The 24795-nt window shown below is 57.6% G+C and carries 17 protein-coding genes; 16 read left to right on the plus strand and 1 reads right to left on the minus strand.

Annotation, left to right across the window (positions count from 1 at the left end; genetic code table 11):
* Positions 1-30: 30 nt before the first annotated feature.
* The 5 genes from CKW26_RS01950 to CKW26_RS01970 all read left to right on the plus strand — a co-directional run bounded on the left by CKW26_RS01950 (position 31) and on the right by CKW26_RS01970 (position 10637).
* Positions 31-642: a trimeric intracellular cation channel family protein gene (locus tag CKW26_RS01950; RefSeq protein WP_093430171.1), complete on the plus strand. Its 612-nt coding sequence runs from the start codon at positions 31-33 to the stop codon at positions 640-642.
* Positions 643-817: 175 nt separating this feature from the next.
* Positions 818-1849, plus strand: coding sequence for a hypothetical protein (locus CKW26_RS01955; RefSeq protein WP_095047292.1), 1032 nt, complete (start codon positions 818-820; stop codon positions 1847-1849).
* A gap of 185 nt (positions 1850-2034) precedes the next feature.
* The gene (locus CKW26_RS01960) at positions 2035-4464 is read left to right on the plus strand and encodes a DUF6543 domain-containing protein (protein WP_095047293.1); all 2430 of its coding nucleotides are present in this window, start codon (positions 2035-2037) and stop codon (positions 4462-4464) included.
* Between the two features lie 339 nt (positions 4465-4803).
* Positions 4804-5790, plus strand: coding sequence for a hypothetical protein (locus tag CKW26_RS01965; protein WP_095047294.1), 987 nt, complete (start codon positions 4804-4806; stop codon positions 5788-5790).
* A gap of 23 nt (positions 5791-5813) precedes the next feature.
* Positions 5814-10637: an RHS repeat domain-containing protein gene (locus CKW26_RS01970; RefSeq protein ID WP_218251717.1), complete on the plus strand. Its 4824-nt coding sequence runs from the start codon at positions 5814-5816 to the stop codon at positions 10635-10637.
* Between the two features lie 25 nt (positions 10638-10662).
* Here CKW26_RS01970 and queG read toward each other — a convergent pair whose 3' ends face one another.
* Positions 10663-11736 carry a tRNA epoxyqueuosine(34) reductase QueG gene (gene queG / locus CKW26_RS01975; RefSeq protein ID WP_095047296.1) on the minus strand — a complete coding sequence of 358 codons (1074 nt, stop codon included), beginning with the start codon at positions 11734-11736 and terminating at the stop codon, positions 10663-10665.
* Positions 11737-11799: 63 nt separating this feature from the next.
* Between queG and CKW26_RS01980 the strand changes: the two genes are divergently transcribed.
* The 11 genes from CKW26_RS01980 to CKW26_RS02030 all read left to right on the plus strand — a co-directional run bounded on the left by CKW26_RS01980 (position 11800) and on the right by CKW26_RS02030 (position 24725).
* A complete protein-coding gene (locus CKW26_RS01980; protein WP_095047297.1) occupies positions 11800-13299 on the plus strand; it encodes an NAD(P)H-hydrate dehydratase in 1500 nt (499 codons plus the stop codon).
* The gene (gene tsaE / locus CKW26_RS01985) at positions 13287-13757 is read left to right on the plus strand and encodes a tRNA (adenosine(37)-N6)-threonylcarbamoyltransferase complex ATPase subunit type 1 TsaE (RefSeq protein WP_016985707.1); all 471 of its coding nucleotides are present in this window, start codon (positions 13287-13289) and stop codon (positions 13755-13757) included. The genes CKW26_RS01980 and tsaE overlap by 13 nt, the downstream gene beginning before the upstream one ends.
* A 57-nt stretch (positions 13758-13814) precedes the next feature.
* Positions 13815-15188, plus strand: a complete 1374-nt coding sequence (locus CKW26_RS01990) for an N-acetylmuramoyl-L-alanine amidase (protein WP_371748301.1) — start codon at positions 13815-13817, stop codon at positions 15186-15188.
* An 8-nt stretch (positions 15189-15196) separates the two neighbouring features.
* Positions 15197-17098, plus strand: coding sequence for a DNA mismatch repair endonuclease MutL (gene mutL / locus CKW26_RS01995; RefSeq protein WP_177409220.1), 1902 nt, complete (start codon positions 15197-15199; stop codon positions 17096-17098).
* A complete protein-coding gene (gene miaA / locus CKW26_RS02000; protein ID WP_095047299.1) occupies positions 17098-18069 on the plus strand; it encodes a tRNA (adenosine(37)-N6)-dimethylallyltransferase MiaA in 972 nt (323 codons plus the stop codon). Before mutL ends, miaA begins: the two co-directional genes overlap by 1 nt.
* 95 nt (positions 18070-18164) lie before the next feature.
* Positions 18165-18425 carry an RNA chaperone Hfq gene (gene hfq / locus CKW26_RS02005; protein WP_007902656.1) on the plus strand — a complete coding sequence of 87 codons (261 nt, stop codon included), beginning with the start codon at positions 18165-18167 and terminating at the stop codon, positions 18423-18425.
* 12 nt (positions 18426-18437) lie between these two features.
* On the plus strand, positions 18438-19739 hold the full coding sequence (gene hflX / locus CKW26_RS02010; protein ID WP_093430181.1) for a ribosome rescue GTPase HflX: 1302 nt from the start codon (positions 18438-18440) through the stop codon (positions 19737-19739).
* Between the two features lie 96 nt (positions 19740-19835).
* Positions 19836-21011 carry an FtsH protease activity modulator HflK gene (gene hflK / locus CKW26_RS02015; protein ID WP_016984785.1) on the plus strand — a complete coding sequence of 392 codons (1176 nt, stop codon included), beginning with the start codon at positions 19836-19838 and terminating at the stop codon, positions 21009-21011.
* Positions 21011-21880, plus strand: a complete 870-nt coding sequence (hflC, locus tag CKW26_RS02020; RefSeq protein WP_007915830.1) for a protease modulator HflC — start codon at positions 21011-21013, stop codon at positions 21878-21880. The genes hflK and hflC overlap by 1 nt, the downstream gene beginning before the upstream one ends.
* A gap of 313 nt (positions 21881-22193) precedes the next feature.
* A complete protein-coding gene (locus tag CKW26_RS02025; protein WP_095047300.1) occupies positions 22194-23381 on the plus strand; it encodes an ATP phosphoribosyltransferase regulatory subunit in 1188 nt (395 codons plus the stop codon).
* Positions 23382-23435: 54 nt separating this feature from the next.
* Positions 23436-24725 carry an adenylosuccinate synthase gene (locus CKW26_RS02030; protein WP_007915835.1) on the plus strand — a complete coding sequence of 430 codons (1290 nt, stop codon included), beginning with the start codon at positions 23436-23438 and terminating at the stop codon, positions 24723-24725.
* Positions 24726-24795: the final 70 nt, after the last annotated feature.

Raw genomic sequence — 24795 nt, forward strand, 5'->3', positions numbered from 1 at the left:
ACTGCGCGCCTTCCTGCCTGGATCGCCACCATGTTGCTGATGCTCTATCTGATCGCCATCACCGCTGAAGCCATGACTGGCGCCCTGTCTGCCGGGCGGCGCGGCATGGACTGGTTTGGCGTGGTACTGATCGCCTGCGTAACAGCCTTGGGCGGTGGCTCGGTGCGCGATGTGCTGCTCGGGCATTATCCGCTGACCTGGGTAAAACACCCGGAATACCTGGTGCTGACTTCGGTCGCGGCAATGTTCACTGTGTTCACCGCGCGCTGGATGCGCCACTTGCGTTCGCTGTTCCTGGTGCTCGACGCCGTCGGTCTGGTGGCGTTCACCCTGATTGGCTGCATGACCGCACTGGAAATGGGCCACGGCATGCTGGTGGCGTCGGTCAGCGGCGTGATCACGGGGGTGTTCGGTGGCATCTTGCGCGATATTTTCTGCAACGACATTCCGCTGATCTTTCGCCGCGAACTGTATGCGAGCGTCTCCTTCGCCGCAGCGTGGTGCTACATGCTGTGTCTTTATCTGAATGTGCCCGGTGAACAAGCCATTCTGATTACGCTGTTCGGCGGGTTCTTGTTACGTCTGCTGGCCATCCGTTTTCATTGGGAAATGCCCAAGTTTGTTTATAACGACGAGCCTTGATGCTTGTCGCCGGAAAATAGTTGTTTGCCAGATAAAAGTCTGTAAGCCACTAGAGGTTTGCAAGCGTATGTTTCTTACATTTTTCGCTTTGCTGTTTATTTGAAAGGTCTGTAATTTTTTTGTTGGCATATTTTCGATGTCGACATTTAAATATTACTCTTCGAAGGAACACATCATGAGCGAAAGCATGGATGCTACACACGATCAGCAAACCACTGCGCGCATACTCGCAGGCCTTGCCATTATGAAGGTCAAGTTTGATGCGAGCGACAATACTCGCACTAAGTCGCTGTTTGGTAATGGCCGGATGCAGGTGAAAGTACAAGTTCTGGTTTCCGGGGTAGACGCCAACGGCAATGCCATGCACGTGCCTGCAGATGTAATGGAAAGCATCGAACTGATTCATTACAGCACTGGCAAGACGTTGCGCGACGGCTGGGTCGCAAGCACCGATCAAGGGCGGTTTACGATTGAGGCACGACCTTCAACCACCGCCGGAGACGCTCCCGACAACGATCCGGAAAATGACAGCGTCCATCCTCAGGTCCGAACGTTTTGGGTATCCTCATCGAGCGCCGGGACGACCCAGATTGGTGCGCGTCTGTCGCTGAACGGTGAGAGGATTCTCAGTAATGGAACGACACTCTCCAGTGTTCATGACAGTAGTGTAACCATCGAAGCACAACCTCCATCGGCGTATTCCATCGAAGAATTTCGCTGGTATCAAACCCGGCGCGGCGATGAATTGCCCGGCAATCGAATCTGGAACCACCGTCTTGGGCTCTATCCGCGAGGGCAGCAGATCAAACTGGTCGATTGGGTTGTAGACGGAGTAGGAGAAGGCGTTGACCATAAATTTGCGGGGGGGAACAGACTTAATGAAATAAAAACCAATTATATGGAGGTCATTCTTGTTCGCCCTGAAAAACAAAGGGTGACTGTGATCTTGCCGGCTAACGGAGATCCTTTTGTATACACCTTTTTTCCTGACGCCCATACATGGGGTCGAGAGCATTATGATGTGAAGGTCCAGAGCGATGGAGAGCTAACCGTCGTGCAAGCCCTGTCCGAATACTCGGAAGCCGGTAAAAGTTCCAAGTACGGAGACAAGCTTCACTTTCTTGCCATTGATGAACACGGTACGGAGCATAGGCTGGCGATTCGCGTGAACTTTTACGAACGAAATTTATATCTGGAACGAGGCTAAGACTCACCTTCACTGATGCAATGCCAGTGGATGTAGTAGATATATATGCTTTTTGGCATGGCAACTACCGATAAGCTGTGGTGTTCAATTATCAGGTAATTGCATTCAAAGTGCTTTTGCTTATATCGAGTGTTGGCCCTTCTGTATGCGGGGCCAACGCAGCCATATCTCAAGGATGAGCAGCCATGACTGGCAAACCGCCAAAGGTCAAACCTGTACCTGCCCCAATCAAAACCCACGAATTCAGCGTAGACGGTGCTCGCCGGCCACCGTCCGGCTCTTCAGCAATGCCGCACCTGCCTATACCCCATCACCTCGAAGCTTTGCCCGTTTCCTTCGGGTCTGACTCGATCGCAGTGACGCCAGCGATCAGAGTGAGCGTGAACCCGAGGTCATCTGCGATCGATGAGTTCGCGATGCATGCCGCGAAGTACTCACTGGCAGATTACTGCATACCTGCACCCAAAACCTTCGATGAAACCGATGCGCAAGGCATCAGGATTGTGAAGCAGCGCCAGTACGTGGCCGTGGCCGATGACCATGTTGTGCAAGTGGTGCTGGACGCTAAGAGCGGGCTGTTTCGCGCCACGCTGGCCAGTGAACTCGACCCCTCCGGCCCGCTATTGAAGCCGGACAGCGAAGGCCGGTTCTGGGCTCCGCTGGACAGCGATGTCCCCCCCTTCACTGACTCAATCTCAGTACAAACCGCACAACTTTTTCGCCGGATGGGCCGTTCCGTGGGGCAATTTTCCGCCGTCATGGTTGCACGTGTGCTGGCCGTGAGCGGGGTCAATGAATCAGTGCTGCGCGATGTGCTCATTCATGACCGCCCTGCGCCTTTTTTACTGGAGGACACCATCAGGCGATTGGAACTTGATCAGACGATTCAGGCGCAGGGACGCGGGGCCGCCCCTGAGCAATTTAGGCGGTTCAAGGATCTGGAAGATGCCTTTGAATCCGATTGCGATGAAAACACTTTACGGATGCGCCGGGTGTTTCCACATCTACCGAAAACGGCTGCGCTGGCGATATGGCGCAATATGAGCGCTGCCGAGCGTTTACATATGCACAACCAGCCAGGCATGCCTCAGCGAGTGGCGAAAGAGGCTCTGGTGGCGCTGCGAGAGATTCGCTTGGCAAGGGCCGTGGAAGGCATTCACTTAGAGGCCGTAGCCAACCCGGACACTGATCGGTTAGTGCTGCATATGCTCGGAAATCTGGCGAATTGGCCGCGGCAAACGCGTGTCGAGATTCGCCAAGGGACGATGGACGGGCATGTCCTGAGCGCTATCGGCGAGGCCCGATCGCCGTTTCGTCACATACTGATCCGTCAGGATGATGGCTATGTCCTCCAGAGCCGCGACGCCCAATCACCTCGGAAATCGAAGGACCTGTATTCAACCATCTGGTTTCTGTTGTCGCCCGGGCATCGTCAGTTGCTGGGTGTGACAGAAGTTGGTGGTGCGGCGTTGCAACAGTGGGTCCGTGCGCAGCCGTTGCCATCACGCCAAACCGTGAGTGAGTTGTTGGGGATGGCGCCGCTTGCGGTTACCGTTGATCCTGCCACTGCACAACACCGGCAAACGGGGCAGTTGCGAGGCGGCGGCGACAACAACCTGACATCGACCAAGTCCGTTGCCGACCGTGTGCGTGATCTTTATCCGCATCTTCCAGATCAGGAGGTGACGGCATTTATCACCGAGCGCTTGAAGAGTGATCCTTCCGGCGTATTGCTGCGCCTGGAAAAAGAATTTGTGACATTGCGTAATGAATTGGCGATATGGACTGCCGAAGGGGCATCACCTCATACGCGGACGTCGGAACCAGAGGGCGCGTCGACGCTTGCCGAACGACGCCTGGCTCGCGAGAAGTTCAGCGCAAAGCTGCAAGATATCTGGCAGCGCAAGTCGGTTTCGAGGTGGGGCGAGGGGGATTATTATTTTTCTCACTATGTTGATTTTTCGGGTGAGTTACCAACGTTGTCCGCCCGATTTGAATATGTAGCAGAGTTGATATTGACCGCAAATGAACCGGGTGCACGGATAGGTGCGTTTCTCGATAGCTTTCCGAATATTCAATATTTGGGAGTCGTTGGTATAAAAATGGAAGGATTCCCGTCGGGAATATTTCAAATGCGCCAGTTAAGCGAACTTACGCTGGACGGGTGCTCGCTAAAACTATCCGAGGTCACAGTTGAAGGATTGTCCAGAATCGAAACGCTGACCCGATTGAATCTGGCAAACAATCCTCTGACAGTTGTTCCGCATGTAGGCTACATGGCCGGTTTAACCGGATTAATGCTGAGCAACGCACATCTTTCCAGCGTTCCTTCAGGCATAGATTCGCTCAGGAAACTGGGGGTTGTGGCATTGCATGATAATAATATTTCTGACGTGGGATATGAATTGTTCGAGATTCCCGATACACAGGATCTGTTCATTGGTTTATTGAATAATCCGCTGAGTGACGCGTCAAGGCAACGGATTAGTCAGTATCTTGAAAACTCCAGTATGGATCGGAAGGTGGAAATCCAGACGGAGGAGGTGGTTTTCGAGTCTGACTCCGATAGCGAGTCCTCGGAAAGCGGATTCTCGACAGGTTCAGACAGTGACTGAATATTGGTGGAAGTAACCGCTCCTTTGTTTTTCTAACATAACCTGACAAGAATAAACTGCCCGTTGGCTCCTCTTTTGATTCTGTGCAGTTGAGGTCAGGAGGGGAGCAGATTGTTGAGTGCTGAAATCAAAGGGGCAGGCGGAGTGTGGTTGAAGTTCGCTTGATGTGGTCTGCGATTGTTGAATGTATTAGCATTTGTGAGAGCTGTTGGGGTTGATGTTGAAATATTACTTTCTCATAATTTGTCGAATGTCGCGGCTGTTCTTATTTAAAGCGAGCGTCAATAGTTTGCTGGGTCCTTAGAGGGCGAAGTGTATTAATCAGCAAGGTATTGATAAATGTTTGATGAGCAAATTGGTATTTCCCGTATCGAAGTTAAACTCGATGCCACAAGGTCGGGCCAGCATAAAGTGCTTTATGCCAACGGGCGCATGCAGGTGCGTGTTTTGGTGCTTCTGCACGGGATCGATAACAATGGCGATGGCGCATCTCTGTATGGGCATCCCGCCCTGCAATCACTGCGGTTGATCGCCTATAACGGCGCGCGCCCTCTGGAAGGCGACTGGAATGTATCGCTGCAGGAAAATCGTTATGCTCACGAAATGTCGGGCGGTGCACCGCGGATTACCGAAGTACCACGTGCCACGCACAATCGGATAAGTGACGACTCTGATCCCGTGCAGATTTTCCAGTTTTGGGTTTCGGCCACCAGGCCCGGAATCATGGAAGTGGCCGCCGAAATTCTCGTGGATGGCGTGTTATTGCGAAGTAACGGAATCGGCTTTGACAGCAGTGTTACGCTGGAGGCAATTCCGCCGAAAGAATATTCGCTGAAGAGCTTTACATTCAATGAATATGGTAGCAGACAGCAGAAAGCACAATATGACTGGGTTCAAAGTCATCACATTGGGCTGCACGCGGACGGCAGGCAGATTCACCTGTTTGACTGGTACAGCAGTGAGGTAAAACTTGATCCTTATGATTCCGAAGATGCGGTGCAAGTCTATGCCTCCGGAAACATTCCTGGTACTCGCGACGGGCGCAGAAACTTTTACGGTTACATGGCACCCATCTACGGCCTGAAAGCAAATTTCCGCAGTCCCCTCGGTATCATGAACGTGCCGATCAACAATGTGCCTGGGCAACTGACGCTTGTTCAATATATTTCCGCTGACCTGCAAGTGGGGCGGGAAAGCGAGGGTTCATTCGAGTTTGCAGTGATCGATGAGTTTGGCTCGGTACACAGGCTGTGTATCGAAGGTAATAAAGAGCAGCGCACTTTTATTCTGGGTGAGTCCAAGCGACCAATGAAACAGATTGTCTGATTTCATAATGTGGTCAGCGATGTTTGCTGGCCAAGTTTACGAGTCAATATCTGGATCTTGAAATAAAAGGACGTTTTCCAATGGAAAGTAATTTATCTGCCGCTGTTCATTCAAATGCTTTCAACTTCGGTGAATTTGTCTCCGGAGGTGTGGATCCCCGCACCGGCATGTATACGTGCTCGTTTTCGTTAGGAAAGTTGCACTCGGCGGATCTCAATGGTCCTGAGCTTGCACTTTCAATGGGTTTCAATCCGCTCAACCAGGCGGACTCTGGTTTTGGCATTGGCTGGTCTTTGACCCTGACCCATTACGACTTGCGCAGCAAAGTCATGACGCTGTCCAACGGTGAGCGTTACAAGGCTGTGGAAACGTCCACCGGTTTGAAGTTCAAGGAAATGAAACTGCAAACGGCAAAGGTGCTGGTGACCGGAGCAGGGCGCTATGAAGTTCGATACAAGGATGGTCGGCGTGAACTGCTCAAGGTCCTGGCTGGCACTCAGGTCGCCGTAGCGGAAAAAATAATCGCGGCGAACGGTGTAAGCATCGCGTTGAAGCACGAGATGTTCAACCAGTTCCCCAGGTTGGCCGAAGTTCGTGACGCCAAACAATGCCTGCTGAAAATCACCCGCAATGCAGGTCAGGTAACGTTGACCCGGTATCCCGATACCTCTTCCAGTTCCGACTACAAGTTGATCTTGAAAAACGCTCGGGTAACGGCAATCGAGCTTCCGGTAGGTAAAGGTTGGGAGCTGGAATATGAAGTCATCGACGAGGGCAGCTATTTGCACCGAGTCGTCAATCCGCTACGCGGCGTAGAAATCATTCGCTACAAGCGGCAAGGTCATAGCTTCGTAAATGGCGCGGAACAGACACTGCCGTTTGTTATCGCGCACGATATCTACCCAGGGCGCGGCCAACCCAGACTCTGCAAGACATACACGTACTCCGACCATAACTTCCTTGGGCAGGGCCTCCTCCCCGCCAAGGATAATGACCTGGACCCGCTCTATCTGGCGCCCGGCCACTATGTCTATACCTCGGACGAGCAGTTGTTACTGAGCGGCAAAGTGCATACGCGCATTAAACGCACCTACAACAAGTTCCATCTGTTGGTGGCTGAGGTTACAACCTGCGGTGACGCCCAGATCGCCACCGCCACCGAGTATCACTGCTCCGTCACCAAGCCTTTCAATGAGCAGGCTGCTCAGTTTCGTATGCCGAAAGTCCATACGGTGACTCACCTCGATCGACGCACCCAACAGCAGCGTGTGGAAACCACCGTCACCGAGTTCGATGGCGAAGGCAACTTGCTCAAACACATTGAGCCAAGTGGGGTGACGACTTCGACGGAATTTTATCCGGTAGGTGGTGGAGACAATTGCCCAGAGGATCCGCTGGGTTTCTCAAGGTTCCCGAAAAAGAGAACGGTTACCGCTGCCGCGTCGGGTGGGGCTTCGACTGTCACGTACTACGACTATGCGCTGCATACTGCACTGGAGGGGGCGGAGCTGGCATTCGTGTTGCCGGTTGCGGAACGTTTTTACGAAGTTGTGGCAGATGTTGAAGTCTTACGCTCGAAAACCGAACGCAGCTATCTGGATACGCCCAAGGACCCACTCAAGCACGGTGCCACGAAACAGCAAAGTATCACCCTCAATGAGAAAAAAACCTCTACCGGGTTTTCCTATGAACTCGAGGGTGACAGGTTGCGAGTCAAGTCCAGCACATGTGGATTCGACGGTGCGCTACAGACCAGTGAGAAAGTGCTTTCGACGCTGACCGGATTACTGATGTCAGAGGTCGGTGTCGATGGCGAGCACGTCGAACATGAATACGACGCCATCGGCCGGGCAGTGCGCAAAACGGTTGCTTCCGGGAGCCCTTATGCGGCCGCTACCCAGTTTGCCTATCTGGCCGCCAGTAAACAGCAACCGGCGACCATGGTGACCACGGATCCCGTCGGTGGTGAGCAACGTGTGAATTATGACGGCCTGGAGCGGGTGATCACCGTTCAGGAAAAGGACTGCGACCATCCTGACAAGGACGGGCTTATTCAGGCTCGCACGATTTATTCTGCCCTGCATGATTCGGTCGGTCACACGGTGAAAGTGACGCTGACCGATTGGCGTGACGGCAAGCCTTATCCGCTCAGTACCCGCTACGAATTCGATTCCTGGGGCCAGGTCAGCAAGACGCTGCATGCCGACGGGCGTATCGAACACAGCGAGGCGAATCCGGTTCTTCGCCAGCAAACCCATTGGCTCCAGGGGATGGGCAAGACACTCACCCTCGTCAATGACTTCGGTAAACCGCTGAGTGTCGAGAGCTTCAATCTGAAGAGCAAGAGTCTCGGCAAAATCGTTTACACCTATGATGGGTTGGGGCGCACAACCAGCGAGACAGATCCTGTCGGCAATATCACTCGATATGAATACGACGTTTTTGACCGGATAATCCGCATTGTCCTGCCTGATTCCAATACGGTGGTGACCGACTACGCCGAACATAGCGATGCCGGGCTACCGATCGGCATCAAGGTCGGTGACACGGTGTTGGGGCAGCAAACTTATGATGGTTTGGATCGTTTGATACAAAGTACCGTAGGCGGACGAAAGTCCGAGGCGGGTTATGAAGCGGGCTTCACTCAGCCGCAGTGGTACAAGAGTGCTGATGGCACAAAAACCGAATTCACTTATTTGCGCGATCTGGGCGGTGTGCTGACGGAGCGCAAGTCAGGTGCATTGCTCACGAACCTGACTTACGACCCCGCCAGTGGCAATCCCTTGGCCTGTACCGAAAACGGCAGGGAGCGCAGCTTTACCTATTACCCTTCCGGACGCCTCAAATCCGAAACGACGACCTTCGGCGCTATCACAAAATCAACGTCCAGTACCTGGTCCCTGCAGGGACGACCGATCACCCATGTCGATGTACTCGGAGCCGAAAGCCGATCCGAATACGACAAGCATGGCCGCCTGCTATCCACCTCACAGGGCTCGTTGAAAACCGAATTCCACTACGCCATCCAGACGGGGATGCTGGACTGGACGAAAACCGAAGAAACGTCGACCAAGCGGCAGATGATCACCCGGTTTGCCTATGACGATATCGGTCGTGAAACCCGTCGTACGTTCGAGATTCAGGGCCAGCCCGACCAGACGCTGGAATCGACTTACACGCTTGCCGGCAAACTGGCGCAGAAAGTCTCCAGGCGCGGCACGCAACTATTGCGCGACGAACAATTCACCTACGATGTGCGCGGGCGACTGATCCAGTACGACTGTGCTGGCACCCAAAAGCCCCGCGATCCGTATGGCAAGGAAATTGTCCGGCAGACGTTCACCTTCGATGCGCTGGATAACATTCTGACCGTGCAGACGAAGTTCCCGCTGGGCATGAATCTGACCACCTTCAGTTATGACAATCCTGATCCTGTACAGCTCAGTGCAGTCAAACATTCCCATGCCGACTATCCACCGGCAGTGACACTGGAATACGACGCCAACGGCAGGATGATCAAGGACGACCAGGCGCGAACCCTGGCCTATGACGCATTCGGACGTCTTGAGCAATTGTCCAGCGCAGGGGGATCAGTCATTCGTGGCTACCATTACGACGGCTTCGACGATCTGGTCGAACTGTCGCAACCCGACAAGGTGATTACGCAGCGTTACTACCATGCGGGCCGGGTCGCCAATGAGGTGAGTGGTGAAAATTCGTCCAGTTTTGTGCGTCACGGTGGAGCGCTTGTGGGGCAACAGCAACTCGGTTCGAACGCCGGCGCGCAGCTGTTTTGTACCGACCAGCAGCAAAGCGTGCTGGCAACGCTGGGCAAGGAACAGCTCACCGATTGCGCCTACAGCCCTTACGGGCATCGCCCTGCCGAAGGTGGACTGTTCAGCCTGGCAGGGTTCAACGGCGAGCAGCTGGATCCGGTGACCGGGTTGTATCTGCTGGGTAACGGTTACAGAGCCTATAGTCCGACACTGATGCGTTTTCTCGCCCCCGACAGCATGAGCCCGTTCGGCGCGGGCGGATTGAATGCCTACAGTTATTGCCTGGGCGACCCTGTCAATCGTGTTGACCCTACCGGACATATATCCTGGCAAACGATCCTGGGCATCGGACTCAGTATTCTCGGGGTTGTGGCCAGCGTACTAACGATGGGCGCGGCGACGCCATGGGCAGTGGCGGCATTGGGGCTGGCGGTTGCTTCAGGTTTGGCGGGTATCGCCAGCGAGCTGGCCAATGAGCTGGCACCGGGTTCTCAAGCAGGCGAGATATTGGGCTGGATCAGTTTTGGTCTTGGGCTGGCTTCGCTGGGTGCAGGTATGGCGGCAGGTGCAAAAGCTGCTGTGAATGCTGGCAGGAAGATGGCTTCAGCCTTTAGCCAAGGGCTCAGTGGCAAGGGGGCAGGCAAAGCGGGGCAATATTTAAAGAAGGGTGGAAAAGGCGCCAAGGCTGCGGCCAAAAAAGCCAATGCGCCCGTGGAGACAGTGCCGGACGAACCTTGGCAATTGCATAGGGCCAAAAAAGACAATTTCGTGTCTGAAATTAATGAGGAGAGGGCTAAAGGTTTCTACAAGCTCGTGGAAGGCAATAAGTCCGCCAGCCAAGCAGCGGCGGAGTCCGAGATGCTGTACGAGGAGTTCGGCCCCGTCGGCGCTGGAAGAAAAGTAACGCATGTTTTTTTTGCGAAGACGAAAGGACGTGGGGAGCGTATTTACCTTCTAGAGGACAGTAAACAGCGAGTTTGCAAAGTCTTGCAGGCGGGCGGCCATTTGTCCGACGGGCAGACCAACACAATGATGAAAACGGCTAAAAGCATTGATACAACGCGCATGTGAGCGGCTTGAGTATTTTGCTTGCCCTTTATGCATTCGAAAGTCTGGAGTGCCGTTCCAGCGCCCACTCCACATGCTCCCTGACCAACTCTGACGGATAATCCCGTCGAGCCTTCAACGCTTCCAGCACCGGAATCGTTGAAGGCGCATTGCCCAATCCTACCGCCAGATTCCGCAACCAGCGCTCATACCCCGCCCGCCGCAACGGCGAACCTTCAGTGCTGCTCAAAAACTTCTCTTCGTCCCACAAAAACAGCTCAGCCAACTCGGCATTATCGAGGTTGTGCCGTGGCTTGAAATCGCTTTCCCCTGAGGGCTTGGCGAAGCGGTTCCACGGGCAGACGATCTGGCAGTCATCGCAGCCGAACACGCGATTGCCAATCAGCGGCCGCAGATCCTCGGGGATTGCGGTTTTCAGCTCGATGGTCAGATAGGAAATGCAGCGCCGCGCGTCCAGCACGTAGGGACCGACGAAAGCATTGGTCGGGCAAATGTCGAGGCACGCGGTGCAGCGGCCGCAATGTTCAGTGCTGTGTGGTTCATCCACCGGAAGGGGCAGATCGACAAACAACTCGCTCAGGAAGAAATAACTGCCGGCCTTGCGATTCAGCACCAGAGTGTTTTTGCCGATCCAGCCCAGCCCGGCCTGTTCGGCGATGGCTTTTTCCAACACCGGGGCGCTGTCGACAAACGCGCGGAAACCGAACGGGCCGATCTGCGCCTGAATCTTGTCGGCCAATTGCTGCACACGTTTACGGATCAATTTGTGGTAATCGCGGCCCAAGGCATAACGCGACACGTAGGCTTTTTCCGGTTGCGCGAGCATTTGCGCCATTTGCGTGTCGCCGGGCAGGTAGTCCATGCGCAGCGAGACCACGCGCAACGTGCCCGGCACCAGTTCTTCGGGGTGCGAGCGTTTGCTGCCATGGGCGCCCATGTAGTCCATTTCGCCGTGGTAGCCGGCCTCGAGCCAGCGCGCGAGGTGCTGCTCATGCTCGGCCAGATCCAGGCCGCTGATGCCGACTTGCTGGAAGCCCAGCTCGCGGCCCCAATCCTTGATCGATTGGGCGAGGGCGGGCAGGTCTGTGGTGATGGCGGACATGAGGCGAGAGAAACCGGAGCTGAGGTGCGTATAATTCTGCCAGACATCGGAGCCCGAAGACGCATGCCGCATACGAAAGATGAATTACCCGACGCGCTGTATGGCGCCGCACAGGTGCGCGAACTCGATGCACGGCTGATTGCTGCCGGTACGCCGGGCTTCGAATTGATGCAGCGCGCGGCCCATGCGACGTGGCGCGCATTGGTGCGACAGTGGCCTTCGGCGACTGAACTGACGGTGCTGGCCGGGCATGGCAACAATGCGGGAGACGGTTATCTGGTCGCGGCCATGGCCCAGCGAGCCGGGTTGCTTGTGCGGGTGTTGGCGGTCGGTGATCCCCGGCAATTGCAGGGCGACGCGGCGTCAGCCCATGCCGAGGCCTCGACGCACGGTGTGGCGATTCAGGGCTGGAGCGCTGACAGTGAGTTGCGCGGGGTCATCCTCGATGCCCTGCTCGGCACCGGCCTGAGCGGCGACGTGCGTGAGCCGTATGCCACCGCGATCAATGCGATCAACGTCAGTGGTTTGCCGGTTGCTGCGGTCGATATCCCTTCCGGATTGTGTGCCGACACTGGGCGAGCGCTGGGTGTCGCGGTCTGTGCCGATCTCACGGTGACCTTTATTGGTCTGAAGCTTGGGCTTTTCACCGGTGACGCGGCGGATCATGTCGGCGCGCTGCTGTTCAACGATTTGCAGGCGCCAGCGGAAACTTACCGTGACATTCCTGTCCGCGCCCAGCGACTCAATGCCGCTAATCTTCCTCGATTGGCGCCGCGCGCGCCGGCGTCGCACAAGGGGCGTTTTGGCCATGTGTTGCTGATCGGTGGCGATCACGGATTTGGCGGGGCGATCCTGCTCAGTACCGAAACGGCGTTGCGCAGCGGCGCGGGCATGGTTTCGCTGGCGACCCGTCCCGAGCATGTGCCAGCAGCCCTGACCCGTGTGCCGGAAGCTATGGTTCTTGGCACCTCATCGGCCAATCAGTTGATGGGTTTGCTGGGAAAAGTCTCGACGCTGGTCGTCGGTCCTGGCCTCGGCCAGGCCAGTTGGGGCCGCGCATTACTGTCGGCGGCGGCCAACGCGGCATTGCCGCAAGTGTGGGATGCCGACGCACTGAACTTGCTGGCGAGTGATTTCGTTCAATTGCCCAAGGATTGCGTGATCACCCCGCATCCGGGCGAAGCAGCGCGTTTGCTGGGCATCAGCACCGCCGACGTGCAGGCGGATCGTCCCGCGGCAGCGTTGGCGCTGAGCAAAAAATATACAGCAGTGGTGGTGTTGAAAGGCGCAGGCAGCCTGATTGCGCATCCCGATGGCCGTTTGGCGCTTTGTCACCAAGGTCATCCGGCCATGGCCACTGCAGGACTCGGCGACGTACTGGCCGGTTTGACCGGTGCGCTGCTGGCGCAGGGCATGGCCGGTTTTGATGCGGCGTGTCTGGCGGTCTGGCTGCACGCCAATGCCGGTCAGCAACAAGGAAAATTCGGCCGTGGGCTGGCGGCCAGTGATCTGATTCCAGCCATTCGTCAGTTGTTGGAGGAGCAAGCACCGTGTCTGAAGTAACCCTGTACCTGGCCGATGAACAGGCCATGAGCGACTTTGGCGCACGGATCGCCCGCGTGACCCAGGGCCATGGCCTGATTTTTCTCGAAGGCAACCTGGGCATGGGCAAAACCACCCTGTCGCGGGGCATCATTCGCGGCTTGGGCCATGTCGGCGCGGTAAAAAGTCCGACCTTCACCTTGGTCGAACCCTACGAGATCGGTGACATCCGCGCCTTCCACTTTGACCTGTATCGCCTGGTCGATCCGGAAGAGCTGGAGTTTCTCGGCATCCGCGACTACTTCGAAGACGATGCCCTGTGCCTGATCGAATGGCCCGATAAAGGTGCAGGCTTTTTGCCAAAGCCTGACCTGACCATTACCATTAGCCCGCAAGACAGCGGGCGTTCGCTGAAAATTTTATCCCAGGGCTCGCGTGGCGAGGCCTGGTGTGCCGCTTTGGCATTGGAATCCAATTAAATGATGGGGTTAGGTATGCGCTTTCGCGCGTTGGTGGCTGCCGCTGGACTGTTGTTGATGGCAGTAACCGTCAACGCTGTGGCCGATTCAAAGGTCAACAGCGTGCGCCTGTGGCGGGCGCCGGACAACACGCGACTGGTCTTCGACCTGAGCGGCCCGGTGCAGCACAGCGTGTTTACCCTGACCGCACCGGACCGGCTGGTGATCGACATCAACGGTGCCACCCTCGGTGCACCGCTGAATGTGCAGACCGCGAACACGCCGATCACCGCAATGCGTTCGGCCCAGCGCACGCCGACCGACCTGCGCGTGGTCATCGACCTGAAAAAAGCCGTCACCCCGAAAAGCTTCTCGCTGGCGCCGAACGCGCAGTACGGCAACCGCCTGGTGGTCGACCTGTTCGATAACCCGGCCGACGCCGCACCGCCGCCTGCGCCGACGCCGCAGGTCGCGACTGTGCCAGCGGTGCCGGTAACCCCGACCGAACCGGCAATCAAGTTGCCGCCAGCCCCGGCCGGCAAGCGCGACATTATTGTGGTGATCGACGCCGGCCACGGTGGCGAAGACCCGGGCGCATCCGGTTCGCGCGGTCAGCGTGAGAAAGACGTAGTGCTGCAGATCGCTCGCGAACTGCAGCGTCAGGTCAACGGCATGAAAGGCTTCCGCGCCGAACTGACCCGAACCGGCGACTATTTCATCCCGTTGCGCGGTCGTACCGAGATTGCCCGCAAGAAGGGCGCCGACCTGTTTGTGTCGATCCACGCCGATGCGGCGCCATCTGCCGCCGCTTTCGGTGCATCGGTGTTTGCCCTGTCCGACCGCGGCGCAACCTCGGAAACCGCCCGTTGGCTGGCCGACAGTGAAAACCGTTCCGACTTGATCGGTGGTGCTGGCAACGTCAGCCTGGATGACAAGGACCGCATGCTCGCCGGCGTGTTGCTCGACCTGTCGATGACTGCCTCGCTGACTTCCAGCCTCAACGTCGGTCAGAAAGTCCTGACCAACATCGGCCGCGTCACGCCGCTGCACAAACAGCGTGTGGAACAGGCCGGGTTCATGGTGTTGAAGTCGCCGGACATCCCGTCGATTCTGGTCGAAACCGGGTTTATCTCCAATGCCAACGAAGCCAACAAGCTCTCGGCATCGAGCCATCAGCAAGCGTTGGCCCGCTCGATCAGCAGCGGCGTGCGCCAGTTCTTCCAGCAGAACCCGCCACCGGGCACTTACATCGCCTGGCTGCGTGATTCCGGCAAGATCGCTCAAGGCCCGCGCGATCATCGCGTCGGTCCGGGTGAAACGCTGGCGATGATCGGCGTGCGCTATCAGGTGTCGCCGGCCACGCTGCGCGCTGCCAACAATCTGAAAAGCGATGAACTGAAAGTCGGTCAGCACTTGACCATTCCTGGCACCGAACTGGCGTCCAAAGAATGAACGAAGTGCTGAACGCTGCTGCCCGTATCGAACTGCTCAGCCCACGGCTGGCGAACCAGATCGCCGCCGGTGAGGTGGTTGAACGTCCGGCCTCGGTGATCAAGGAACTGCTGGAAAACAGCCTCGACTCCGGCGCCAAGCGCATCGATGTTGATGTCGAGCAGGGCGGGGTCAAGTTGCTGCGGGTGCGTGACGATGGCAGCGGCATCTCTGCCGATGACCTGCCGCTGGCGCTGGCCCGTCACGCCACCAGCAAGATTCGCAACCTGGAAGACCTTGAACAGGTGATGAGCCTCGGTTTCCGGGGTGAGGCGCTGGCGTCGATCAGTTCCGTGGCGCGCCTGACGCTGACCTCGCGTACTCGCGATGCCGATCAAGCCTGGCAAGTCGAAACCGAAGGCCGCGACATGGCGCCTCGGGTGCAACCGGCGGCGCATCCGGTCGGCACTTCCGTGGAAGTTCGCGACCTGTTTTTCAACACCCCGGCGCGACGAAAATTCCTCAAGACCGAAAAAACCGAGTTCGATCACCTGCAAGAAGTGATCAAGCGTCTGGCGCTGGCGCGTTTCGACGTGGCTTTCCATCTGCGGCATAACGGCAAGACCATTCTCAGCCTGCACGAAGCCCACGATGACGCGGCCCGCGCCCGGCGTGTGGCGGCGATCTGTGGTTCGGGTTTCCTCGAGCAGGCGCTGCCGATCGAGATCGAGCGCAACGGCTTGCACCTTTGGGGCTGGGTTGGTTTGCCGACCTTTAACCGCAGTCAGGCGGATCTGCAATATTTCTTTGTGAATGGCCGGGCGGTGCGCGACAAGCTTGTGGCCCACGCAGTGCGTCAGGCCTATCGCGACGTGCTGTTCAACGGTCGTCACCCGACGTTTGCGCTGTTTTTTGAAGTCGATCCGGCGGCGGTCGACGTCAACGTGCACCCGACCAAACACGAAGTGCGCTTCCGTGACGGGCGCATGGTGCATGACTTCCTTTATGGCACGTTGCACCGCGCTTTGGGCGACGTGCGTCCGGAAGATCAGCTTGCCGGTTCCGTGACCACAGCTGTCGTGCGGCCAACGGGCCTCGATGCCGGTGAGTTCGGCCCGCAGGGCGAAATGCGTCTGGCGGCCAATGCGCTGCTGGAGCAACCGCAGGCGCAGCCGGCGTTCAATACCTCGTCCGGTGCCAGCGCTGGCGGGGCTTACCAGTATCAATACACGCCACGCCCACAATCAGCGGTACCGCCGGCGGCCGAGGCTCAGGCTGCGTATCGCGATTTTTTCGCGCCGCTGCCTGAGGCTAATGCCAACGCACTGCCGGCCGGGCAGGAAGATATTCCTCCGCTTGGTTATGCCTTGGCGCAGTTGAAAGGTATCTACATTCTTTCCGAAAACGCCCAAGGGCTGGTGCTGGTGGACATGCACGCTGCTCACGAGCGGATCATGTACGAACGCCTGAAAATCGCCATGGCCAGCGAGGGTCTCAGTGGGCAGCCATTGTTGGTGCCGGAATCCTTGGCCGTTAGCCAGCGCGAGGCCGATTGCGCTGAAGAGCACGCGGCATGGTTCCAGCGTCTGGGGTTCGAGCTGCAGCGTCTGGGCCCGGAAACCCTGGCGATTCGGCAGATCCCGGCCTTGCTGAAGCAGGCTGAAGCCAATCGCCTGGTCGGCGATGTCCTGTCGGACTTGATGGAGTACGGCACCAGCGACCGGATTCAGGCGCACCTCAACGAACTCCTCGGCACCATGGCCTGCCACGGCGCGATCCGCGCCAATCGGCGCCTGGCCCTGCCGGAAATGAACGGCCTGCTGCGTGACATGGAAAACACCGAGCGCAGTGGTCAATGCAACCATGGCCGACCGACCTGGACCCAATTGGGCCTGGACGATCTGGACAAACTGTTCCTGCGCGGTCGTTGATGAGCCAGCTTCCTCCAGCGATTTTCCTGATGGGCCCGACCGCTGCGGGCAAGACCGATCTAGCCATCGAGCTGACCAAGGTGCTGCCGTGCGAGTTGATCAGTGTCGATTCAGCGCTGGTCTATCGCGGCATGGACATTGGCACTGCCAAGCCTTCGAAAGAACTGCTGGCCGAATATCCGCACCGCTTGATCGATATTCTCGACCCGGCTGAGGCTTATTCGGCTGCGGATTTCCGTCGCGATGCCTTGCAAGCCATGGCCGAGATCACCGCGCGCGGAAAAATTCCGCTGCTGGTCGGCGGTACGATGCTCTATTACAAGGCTTTGGTCGAAGGTCTGGCGGATATGCCAGCGGCCGATGCCGATGTCCGCGCGCAGATCGAAGAAGAGGCTGCACGCCTCGGTTGGCAAGCCTTGCACGATCAATTGGCGCTCATTGACCCGGTGTCAGCGGCGCGGATTCACCCGAACGATCCGCAGCGCTTGAGTCGCGCGCTGGAAGTTTATCGAGTCAGTGGTCAGAGCATGACCGAGCTGCGTCAGCAACAATCTGCGCAAAGTACTGAAGCAGCCGCTTCGGGACTGCAACAATTGCCCTATACTGTCGCGAACTTGGCCATTGCCCCGGCGAATCGTCAGGTACTGCACGAGCGCATTAAACAAAGATTCACAAATATGTTGGAACAGGGGTTCCTCGACGAGGTCGTAGCCCTGCGTAAAAGAAGTGACCTGCATTCGGGGTTGCCGTCTATACGTGCGGTAGGCTACCGCCAAGTCTGGGACTACCTGGATGGCAAGCTGACGTTGGCCGAAATGCAGGAGCGCGGCATCATCGCCACGCGCCAATTGGCCAAACGCCAGTTCACCTGGCTGCGCAGCTGGGAAGATATACACTGGCTGGACAGTCTTGATTGCGACAATCTGCCACGCGCCTTGAAATACCTTGGGACCATCTCCATATTGAGCTGAGTCCTTGCAATTGCCGTCTATCCTTGGGGGTGTGACGGCCAAAGCCATCTGAATTACCTATTTTTTATTATTGAATCCTTAAAGGAGTGCGGCACATGTCAAAAGGGCATTCGCTACAAGACCCTTACTTGAATACTTTACGTAAAGAGAAAGTTGGGGTTTCCATCTACCTGGTCAACGGTATCAAACTGCAAGGCACGATCGAGTCGTTCGACCAGTTCGTGATCCTGCTGAAAAACACCGTAAGCCAGATGGTTTACAAACACGCTATCTCGACAGTAGTGCCGGTTCGTCCAATTCGTCTGCCTAGCGCAACCGAATCCGAAGCAGGTGACGCTGAGCCAGGTAACGCCTGATAGGAGTCTCCTTTGTTCTTTGAGCGCCACGGTGGTGGTGAGCGAGTGATCCTCGTTCACTTGGATGGACAGGACCCTGAGGCGCGCGAAGATCCGCAGGAGTTTCAGGAATTGGCTAATTCGGCGGGCGCCGAGACCGTTGCGTTTTTTAACGTACCGCGTCATCGGCCAACCGCCAAATTTCTGATCGGCAGCGGCAAGGTCGAGGAACTGCGCGACCTGGTCAAGGCTGAAGAAGCCGATCTGGTGATTTTCAATCACATCCTCACGCCCAGTCAGGAACGTAACCTCGAACGAGTTTTCGAGTGTCGCGTGATCGACCGTACCGGTCTGATTCTCGATATTTTCGCCCAACGCGCCCGTACCCATGAAGGCAAGCTCCAGGTCGAACTGGCCCAGCTTGACCACATGAGCACGCGCCTGGTTCGCGGCTGGACTCACCTTGAGCGTCAGGGTGGCGGCATCGGCATGCGCGGCCCAGGTGAGACCCAACTGGAAACCGACCGGCGTTTGCTGCGGGTCCGCCTGCGCCAGATCAAGGGCCGGTTGGAGAAGGTGCGCAGCCAGCGCGAGCAGTCGCGACGTGGCCGTTCCCGTGCCGATATTCCGACCGTGTCTCTGGTGGGGTATACCAACGCCGGCAAATCGACACTCTTCAACAATGTGACGAAATCCGACGTGTACGCGGCCGACCAGTTGTTCGCCACGCTGGACCCGACCCTGCGCCGTCTGGATCTGGACGACTTGGGGCCGATTGTTCTGGCGGACACGGTAGGCTTCATTCGTCACCTGCCGCACAAGCTGGTCGAAGCATTTCGGTCTACCCTCGAAGAGTCGGCCAACTCCGACCTGTTGTTGCACGTGATCGATGCGGCCGAGCCGGATCGCATGTTGCAGATCGAGCAGGTGATGGTGGTGCTGGGCGAGATTGGTGCCCAGGACTTGCCGATACTCGAGGTCTATAACAAACTCGATTTGCTTGAAGGCGTTGAGCCACAAATCCAGCGCGACGAAAATGGCAAGCCCCAGCGGGTCTGGCTTTCGGCACGTGATGGCAGTGGTCTGGAATTGCTTGAACAAGCCATTGCCGAATTACTCGGCAGTGATTTGTTCATCGGCACATTGCGCTTGCCGCAACGATTCGCCCGACTGCGTGCGCAGTTTTTCGAACTCGGTGCGGTGCAGAAAGAAGAGCATGACGAAGAAGGCATCAGCCTGCTGGCCGTTCGTTTGCCCCGGGTCGAGCTGAATCGACTGGTAAGCCGCGAAGGATTGCAGCCGATGGAATTCATCGAGCAACACACTTTGCAATAAAAGCCTGAAGAAGCGGTTGTGCCGTAACGGCAGGCATTCTGTAGCATTGGTCGGCGCGCCGTGGGTGCGTCTTTGCTTTATCAGATGGAGAGCGCTATGGCTTGGAATGAGCCGGGTGGCAACTCGAATAATCAGGATCCTTGGGGTGGCAAACGCCGCAATAACGGCGACCGCAAGGGGCCACCGGATCTCGACGAGGCCTTCCGAAAGCTGCAGGAAAGCCTGAACGGGTTGTTCGGTGGTGGTAAGAAACGCGGTGGTGATGACGGCGGTGGTTCGGGCAGGAGCGGTGGCGGCTTCGGCGGTCTGCTCGGCATCGGCCTCGTCGTGCTGGCGGCTGTCTGGCTGTACAGCGCGGTCTACGTGGTGGACGAGCAGGAGCAAGCCGTGGTGCTGCGCTTCGGCAAGTACTACGAGACTGTTGGCCCAGGCCTGAATATCTACTTCCCGCCGATCGATAAAAAGTACATGGAAAACGTCACGCGTGAGCGTGCGTACACCAAGCAAGGCCAGATGCTGACCGAAGACGAGAACATCGTCGAAGTGCCGCTGACCGTGCAGTACAAGATCAGCAACCTGCAGGACTTCGTGCTGAACGTCGATCAGCCGGAAATCAGTCTGCAGCATGCGACTGACAGTGCCCTGCGCCACGTGGTGGGTTCCACCGCCATGGACCAGGTGCTGACCGAAGGTCGTGAATTGATGGCCAGCGAAATCAAGGAGCGTCTGCAACGCTTCCTCGATACCTATCGCACCGGTATCACCGTCACTCAGGTCAACGTACAGAGCGCAGCGGCACCGCGTGAAGTGCAGGAAGCCTTCGATGACGTGATCCGCGCCCGTGAAGACGAGCAGCGTTCGCGCAACCAGGCTGAAACCTACGCCAACGGCGTCGTGCCGGAAGCCCGTGGTCAGGCCCAGCGCATCCTCGAGGATGCCAACGGTTACCGTGACGAAACGGTCTCGCGCGCCAAGGGTGAAGCCGATCGCTTTACCAAGCTGGTCGCCGAGTACCGCAAGGCACCTGAGGTTACCCGCCAGCGTCTGTACCTGGACACCATGCAGGAAGTCTTCAGCAATACCAGCAAGGTACTCGTGACCGGCAACAAGAACGGCCAGAGCAATCTGCTTTACCTGCCGTTGGACAAAATGATTCAGAACAGTTCGGGCAGCAATGCACCGGTCACCGGTTCGGCTGCCGCCAGCAACAACACGGACGTCACGCCGCATGTCACTGACCTGCCGCAGTCGCGCACAAGGGAGACCCGCTGATGAGCAATAAATCGCTGATCGCCCTGATCGTTGGCGTTGTTGTGGTACTGGTGGGCTGGAACTGCTTCTACATCGTCGCTCAGACCGAGCGTGCGGTGCTGCTGCAATTCGGCCGCGTGGTTCAGGCCGATGTTCAGCCAGGCCTGCATGTGAAAGTGCCTTACGTTAACCAGGTGCGTAAATTCGACGCACGTCTGATGACGCTGGATGCACCGACACAGCGTTTCCTGACCCTGGAAAAGAAAGCCGTGATGGTCGATGCCTACGCCAAGTGGCGCGTGAAAGATGCCGAGCGCTTCTACACCGCAACTTCCGGCCTCAAGCAAATCGCCGACGAGCGTCTTTCCCGTCGTCTTGAATCCGGTCTGCGTGACCAGTTCGGTAAGCGCACTCTGCACGAAGTAGTGTCGGGTGAGCGTGACGCGTTGATGGCTGACATCACCGCATCGCTGAACAAAATGGCGGAAAAGGAGCTGGGTATCGAAGTTGTCGATGTCCGGGTCAAGACCATCGACCTGCCGAAAGAAGTGAACCGCAGTGTGTTCGAGCGTATGAGCACCGAGCGCGAGCGTGAAGCTCGCGAGCACCGCGCCAAGGGTAACGAGCTAGCGGAAGGCATCCGTGCCGACGCCGATCGTCAACGCCGCGTGCTGCTGGCTGAAGCCTATCGTGAATCCGAAGAGGTTCGCGGTGATGGTGATGCCCAGGCCGCTGCGATCTACTCCAAGGCCTACGGTCAGGATCAGGAGTTCTACAGTTTCTATCGTAGCCTGCGCGCCTACCGTGAAAGCTTCGCGAACAAATCCGACGTATTGGTCCTTGACCCAAGCAGCGACTTTTTCCACTACCTGGAAAAGGCCAAGCCTTGATACGCCGTTGACCTGAATCATTCCGCCCGGCGGCTAAAACCTCGGGCGGGGTGATCCTTTGGGAAAACGTGTGTATGATGCGGCAGCCGGGAAATTCCCGGCTTTTTTGCGTCTGCACGTTTGATTGCTGTTTTTTGTTGCAGGCATCGGGTTGAATGGCCCGAGAGTATTTCGAGGAAAGTGATGGGCGAAGCCGCTAACAGGCCTTTCGCCGCGTCGTTCATGCGCGTGCGTTTTGAACGGTTCGGTCATTTTCTGCTTCACTCAAGGCTCGCCCGCAGGCTGGCCGCCCGGATCAAAGGGGAATGGCGTAATGGCAACGGTAGACCGCTGGCTGCTGCCAGATGGCATCGAAGAAGTACTGCCACCGGAAGCGGCGCGCATTGAAGTCGCGCGTCGTCAGGTGTTGGATCTGTTCCAGAGCTGGGGTTACGAGTTTGTCGTGACTCCCCATATCGAGTACCTGGAATCCCTGCTGACCGGCGCGGGCCAGGACCTGGATCTGCGTACCTTCAAGGTCATTGACCCGCAATCGGGCCGGCAGATGGGTTTCCGTGCCGACATCACGCCGCAAGTGGCGCGTATCGATGCGCACACCCTGCGTCGCGAAGGTCCGAGCCGTCTGTGCTACGCCGGCAGCGTGCTGCATGCTCAGCCGCGTGCATTGTCGTCCTCGCGCAGCCCGATCCAGTTGGGCGCCGAGCTGTACGGCGACGCCAGCCCGAGCAGCGACGTTGAAGTGATCAGCCTGATGCTGGCCATGCTGCAACTGGCCGATGTGCCGGATGTGCACATGGACCTTGGTCATGTTGGCATCTACCGTGGTCTGGCGCGTGCCGCCGGTCTGTCCGGTGAAGTCGAACAGCACTTGTTCGATGCGCTGCAACGCAAGGCCATCGACGAGGTCATTACCTTGACTGAAGGCTTGCCGGCCGACTTGTCCGGCATGCTGCGGGCGCTGGTCGACCTGTGTGGCGGGCGTGAAGTGTTGAGCGCTGCCCGCGAACGACTGGCCAATGCACCGGCGCCGGTTTTGGCAGCACTCGAAGATTTGCTGGCAATCGCCGAGCGCCTATCGGCGCGTTTCCCGGACCTGCCGTTGTACTTCGACCTGGGCGAGCTACGTGGCTACCACTACCACACCGGTGTGGTGTTCGCGGTGTTCGTGCCGGGCGTTGGCCAGTCCATCGCTCAGGGCGGTCGCTACGACGACATCGGCGCGGATTTTGGTCGCGCGCGTCCGGCGACTGGTTTTTCCACCGATTTGAAAACCCTGGTGACCCTGGGGCGTGCTGAGATCGAGCTACCGTCTGGCGGTATCTGGATGCCTGACAGTACGGATGCGGCACTCTGGCAGCAGGTTTGCCAGTTGCGCAGTGAGGGTCAGCGTGTCGTTCAGGCTTTGCCTGGGCAACCTTTGGCCGCCGCCCGTGATGCGGACTGCGACCGGCAATTGATTCAGCAGAACGGGCTTTGGCAAGTATCGCCACTGGCTTCTTGAGTTTTCCTGCCGGCCATCGCCGGCACCAAGTTTGCGCGAATGAGGACAAGTGTTATGGGTAAGAATGTCGTAGTCCTGGGCACCCAATGGGGTGATGAGGGCAAAGGCAAGATCGTTGATCTGCTGACCGAACATGCTGCAGCCGTAGTGCGCTACCAAGGTGGCCACAACGCTGGCCACACACTGGTGATCGACGGCGAGAAAACCGTCCTGCACCTGATCCCGTCGGGCGTGCTGCGCGAAGGCGTGCAGTGCCTGATCGGCAACGGCGTGGTGGTTGCACCTGACGCCCTGCTGCGCGAGATCACCAAGCTGGAAGAGAAAGGCGTACCGGTGCGTGAGCGTCTGCGTATCAGCCCGTCCTGCCCGCTGATCCTGTCCTTCCACGTGGCGCTGGACCAGGCCCGTGAAAAGGCCCGTGGCGAGCTGAAGATCGGTACTACCGGTCGCGGCATCGGCCCGGCTTACGAAGACAAGGTTGCTCGTCGTGGCCTGCGTGTTGGCGACCTGCTGAACATGCCGCGCTTCGAAGACAAGCTGCGTGAACTGGTGGATTACCACAACTTCATGCTGGTCGGTTACTACAAAGAGCCGGCCATCGAGTTCGAGAAAACCCTGGCCGAGTGCAAGGAATACGCTGAGCTGCTCAAGCCGCTGATGCTCGACGTCACCGCTGAGCTGCACGACCTGCGTCGCGCCGGCAAAGACATCATGTTCGAAGGCGCTCAGGGTTCGTTGCTCGACATCGACCACGGTACCTACCCGTACGTGACCAGTTCCAACACCACTGCCGGTGGCGTAGCGACCGGTTCCGGCGTTGGCCCGATGTTCCTCGACTACATCCTGGGCATCACCAAGGCTTACACCACTCGCGTCGGTTCGGGTCCATTCCCGACTGAGCTGTTCGACGACGTCGGCGCGCATCTGGCTAAACAAGGTCACGAGTTCGGTGCGACCACCGGCCGTGCCCGTCGTTGTGGCTGGTTCGACGCCGTTATCCTGCGTCGCGCTATCGATGTGAACAGCATTTCGGGCATCTGCCTGACCAAGCTGGACGTACTCGACGGTCTGGAAACCATCAACATCTGCGTTGGCTACAAAGACGCCGAAGGCAACGCCGTTGCTCCGACCGACGCTGACAGCTACGTAGGCCTGCAGCCTGTGTACGAAGAAGTGCCGGGCTGGACCGAATCGACCGTGGGTGCAAAAACCCTGGAAGAGCTGCCGGCTAACGCTCGCGCCTACATCAAACGCGTTGAAGAGCTGATCGGCGCGCCGATCGACATTATTTCGACGGGCCCGGACCGCAACGAAACCATCGTTCTGCGTCATCCGTTTGCTTGATAAGTCGTTGATGTAAAAACACAAAGGCCCCTTCTTCGGGGCCTTTGTCGTTTATGCCTGTTGGACGGCA

Origin of the sequence: Pseudomonas sp. Irchel s3h9, assembly GCF_900187475.1 — a bacterium.
GTDB classification, from domain to species: domain Bacteria; phylum Pseudomonadota; class Gammaproteobacteria; order Pseudomonadales; family Pseudomonadaceae; genus Aquipseudomonas; species Aquipseudomonas neuropathica.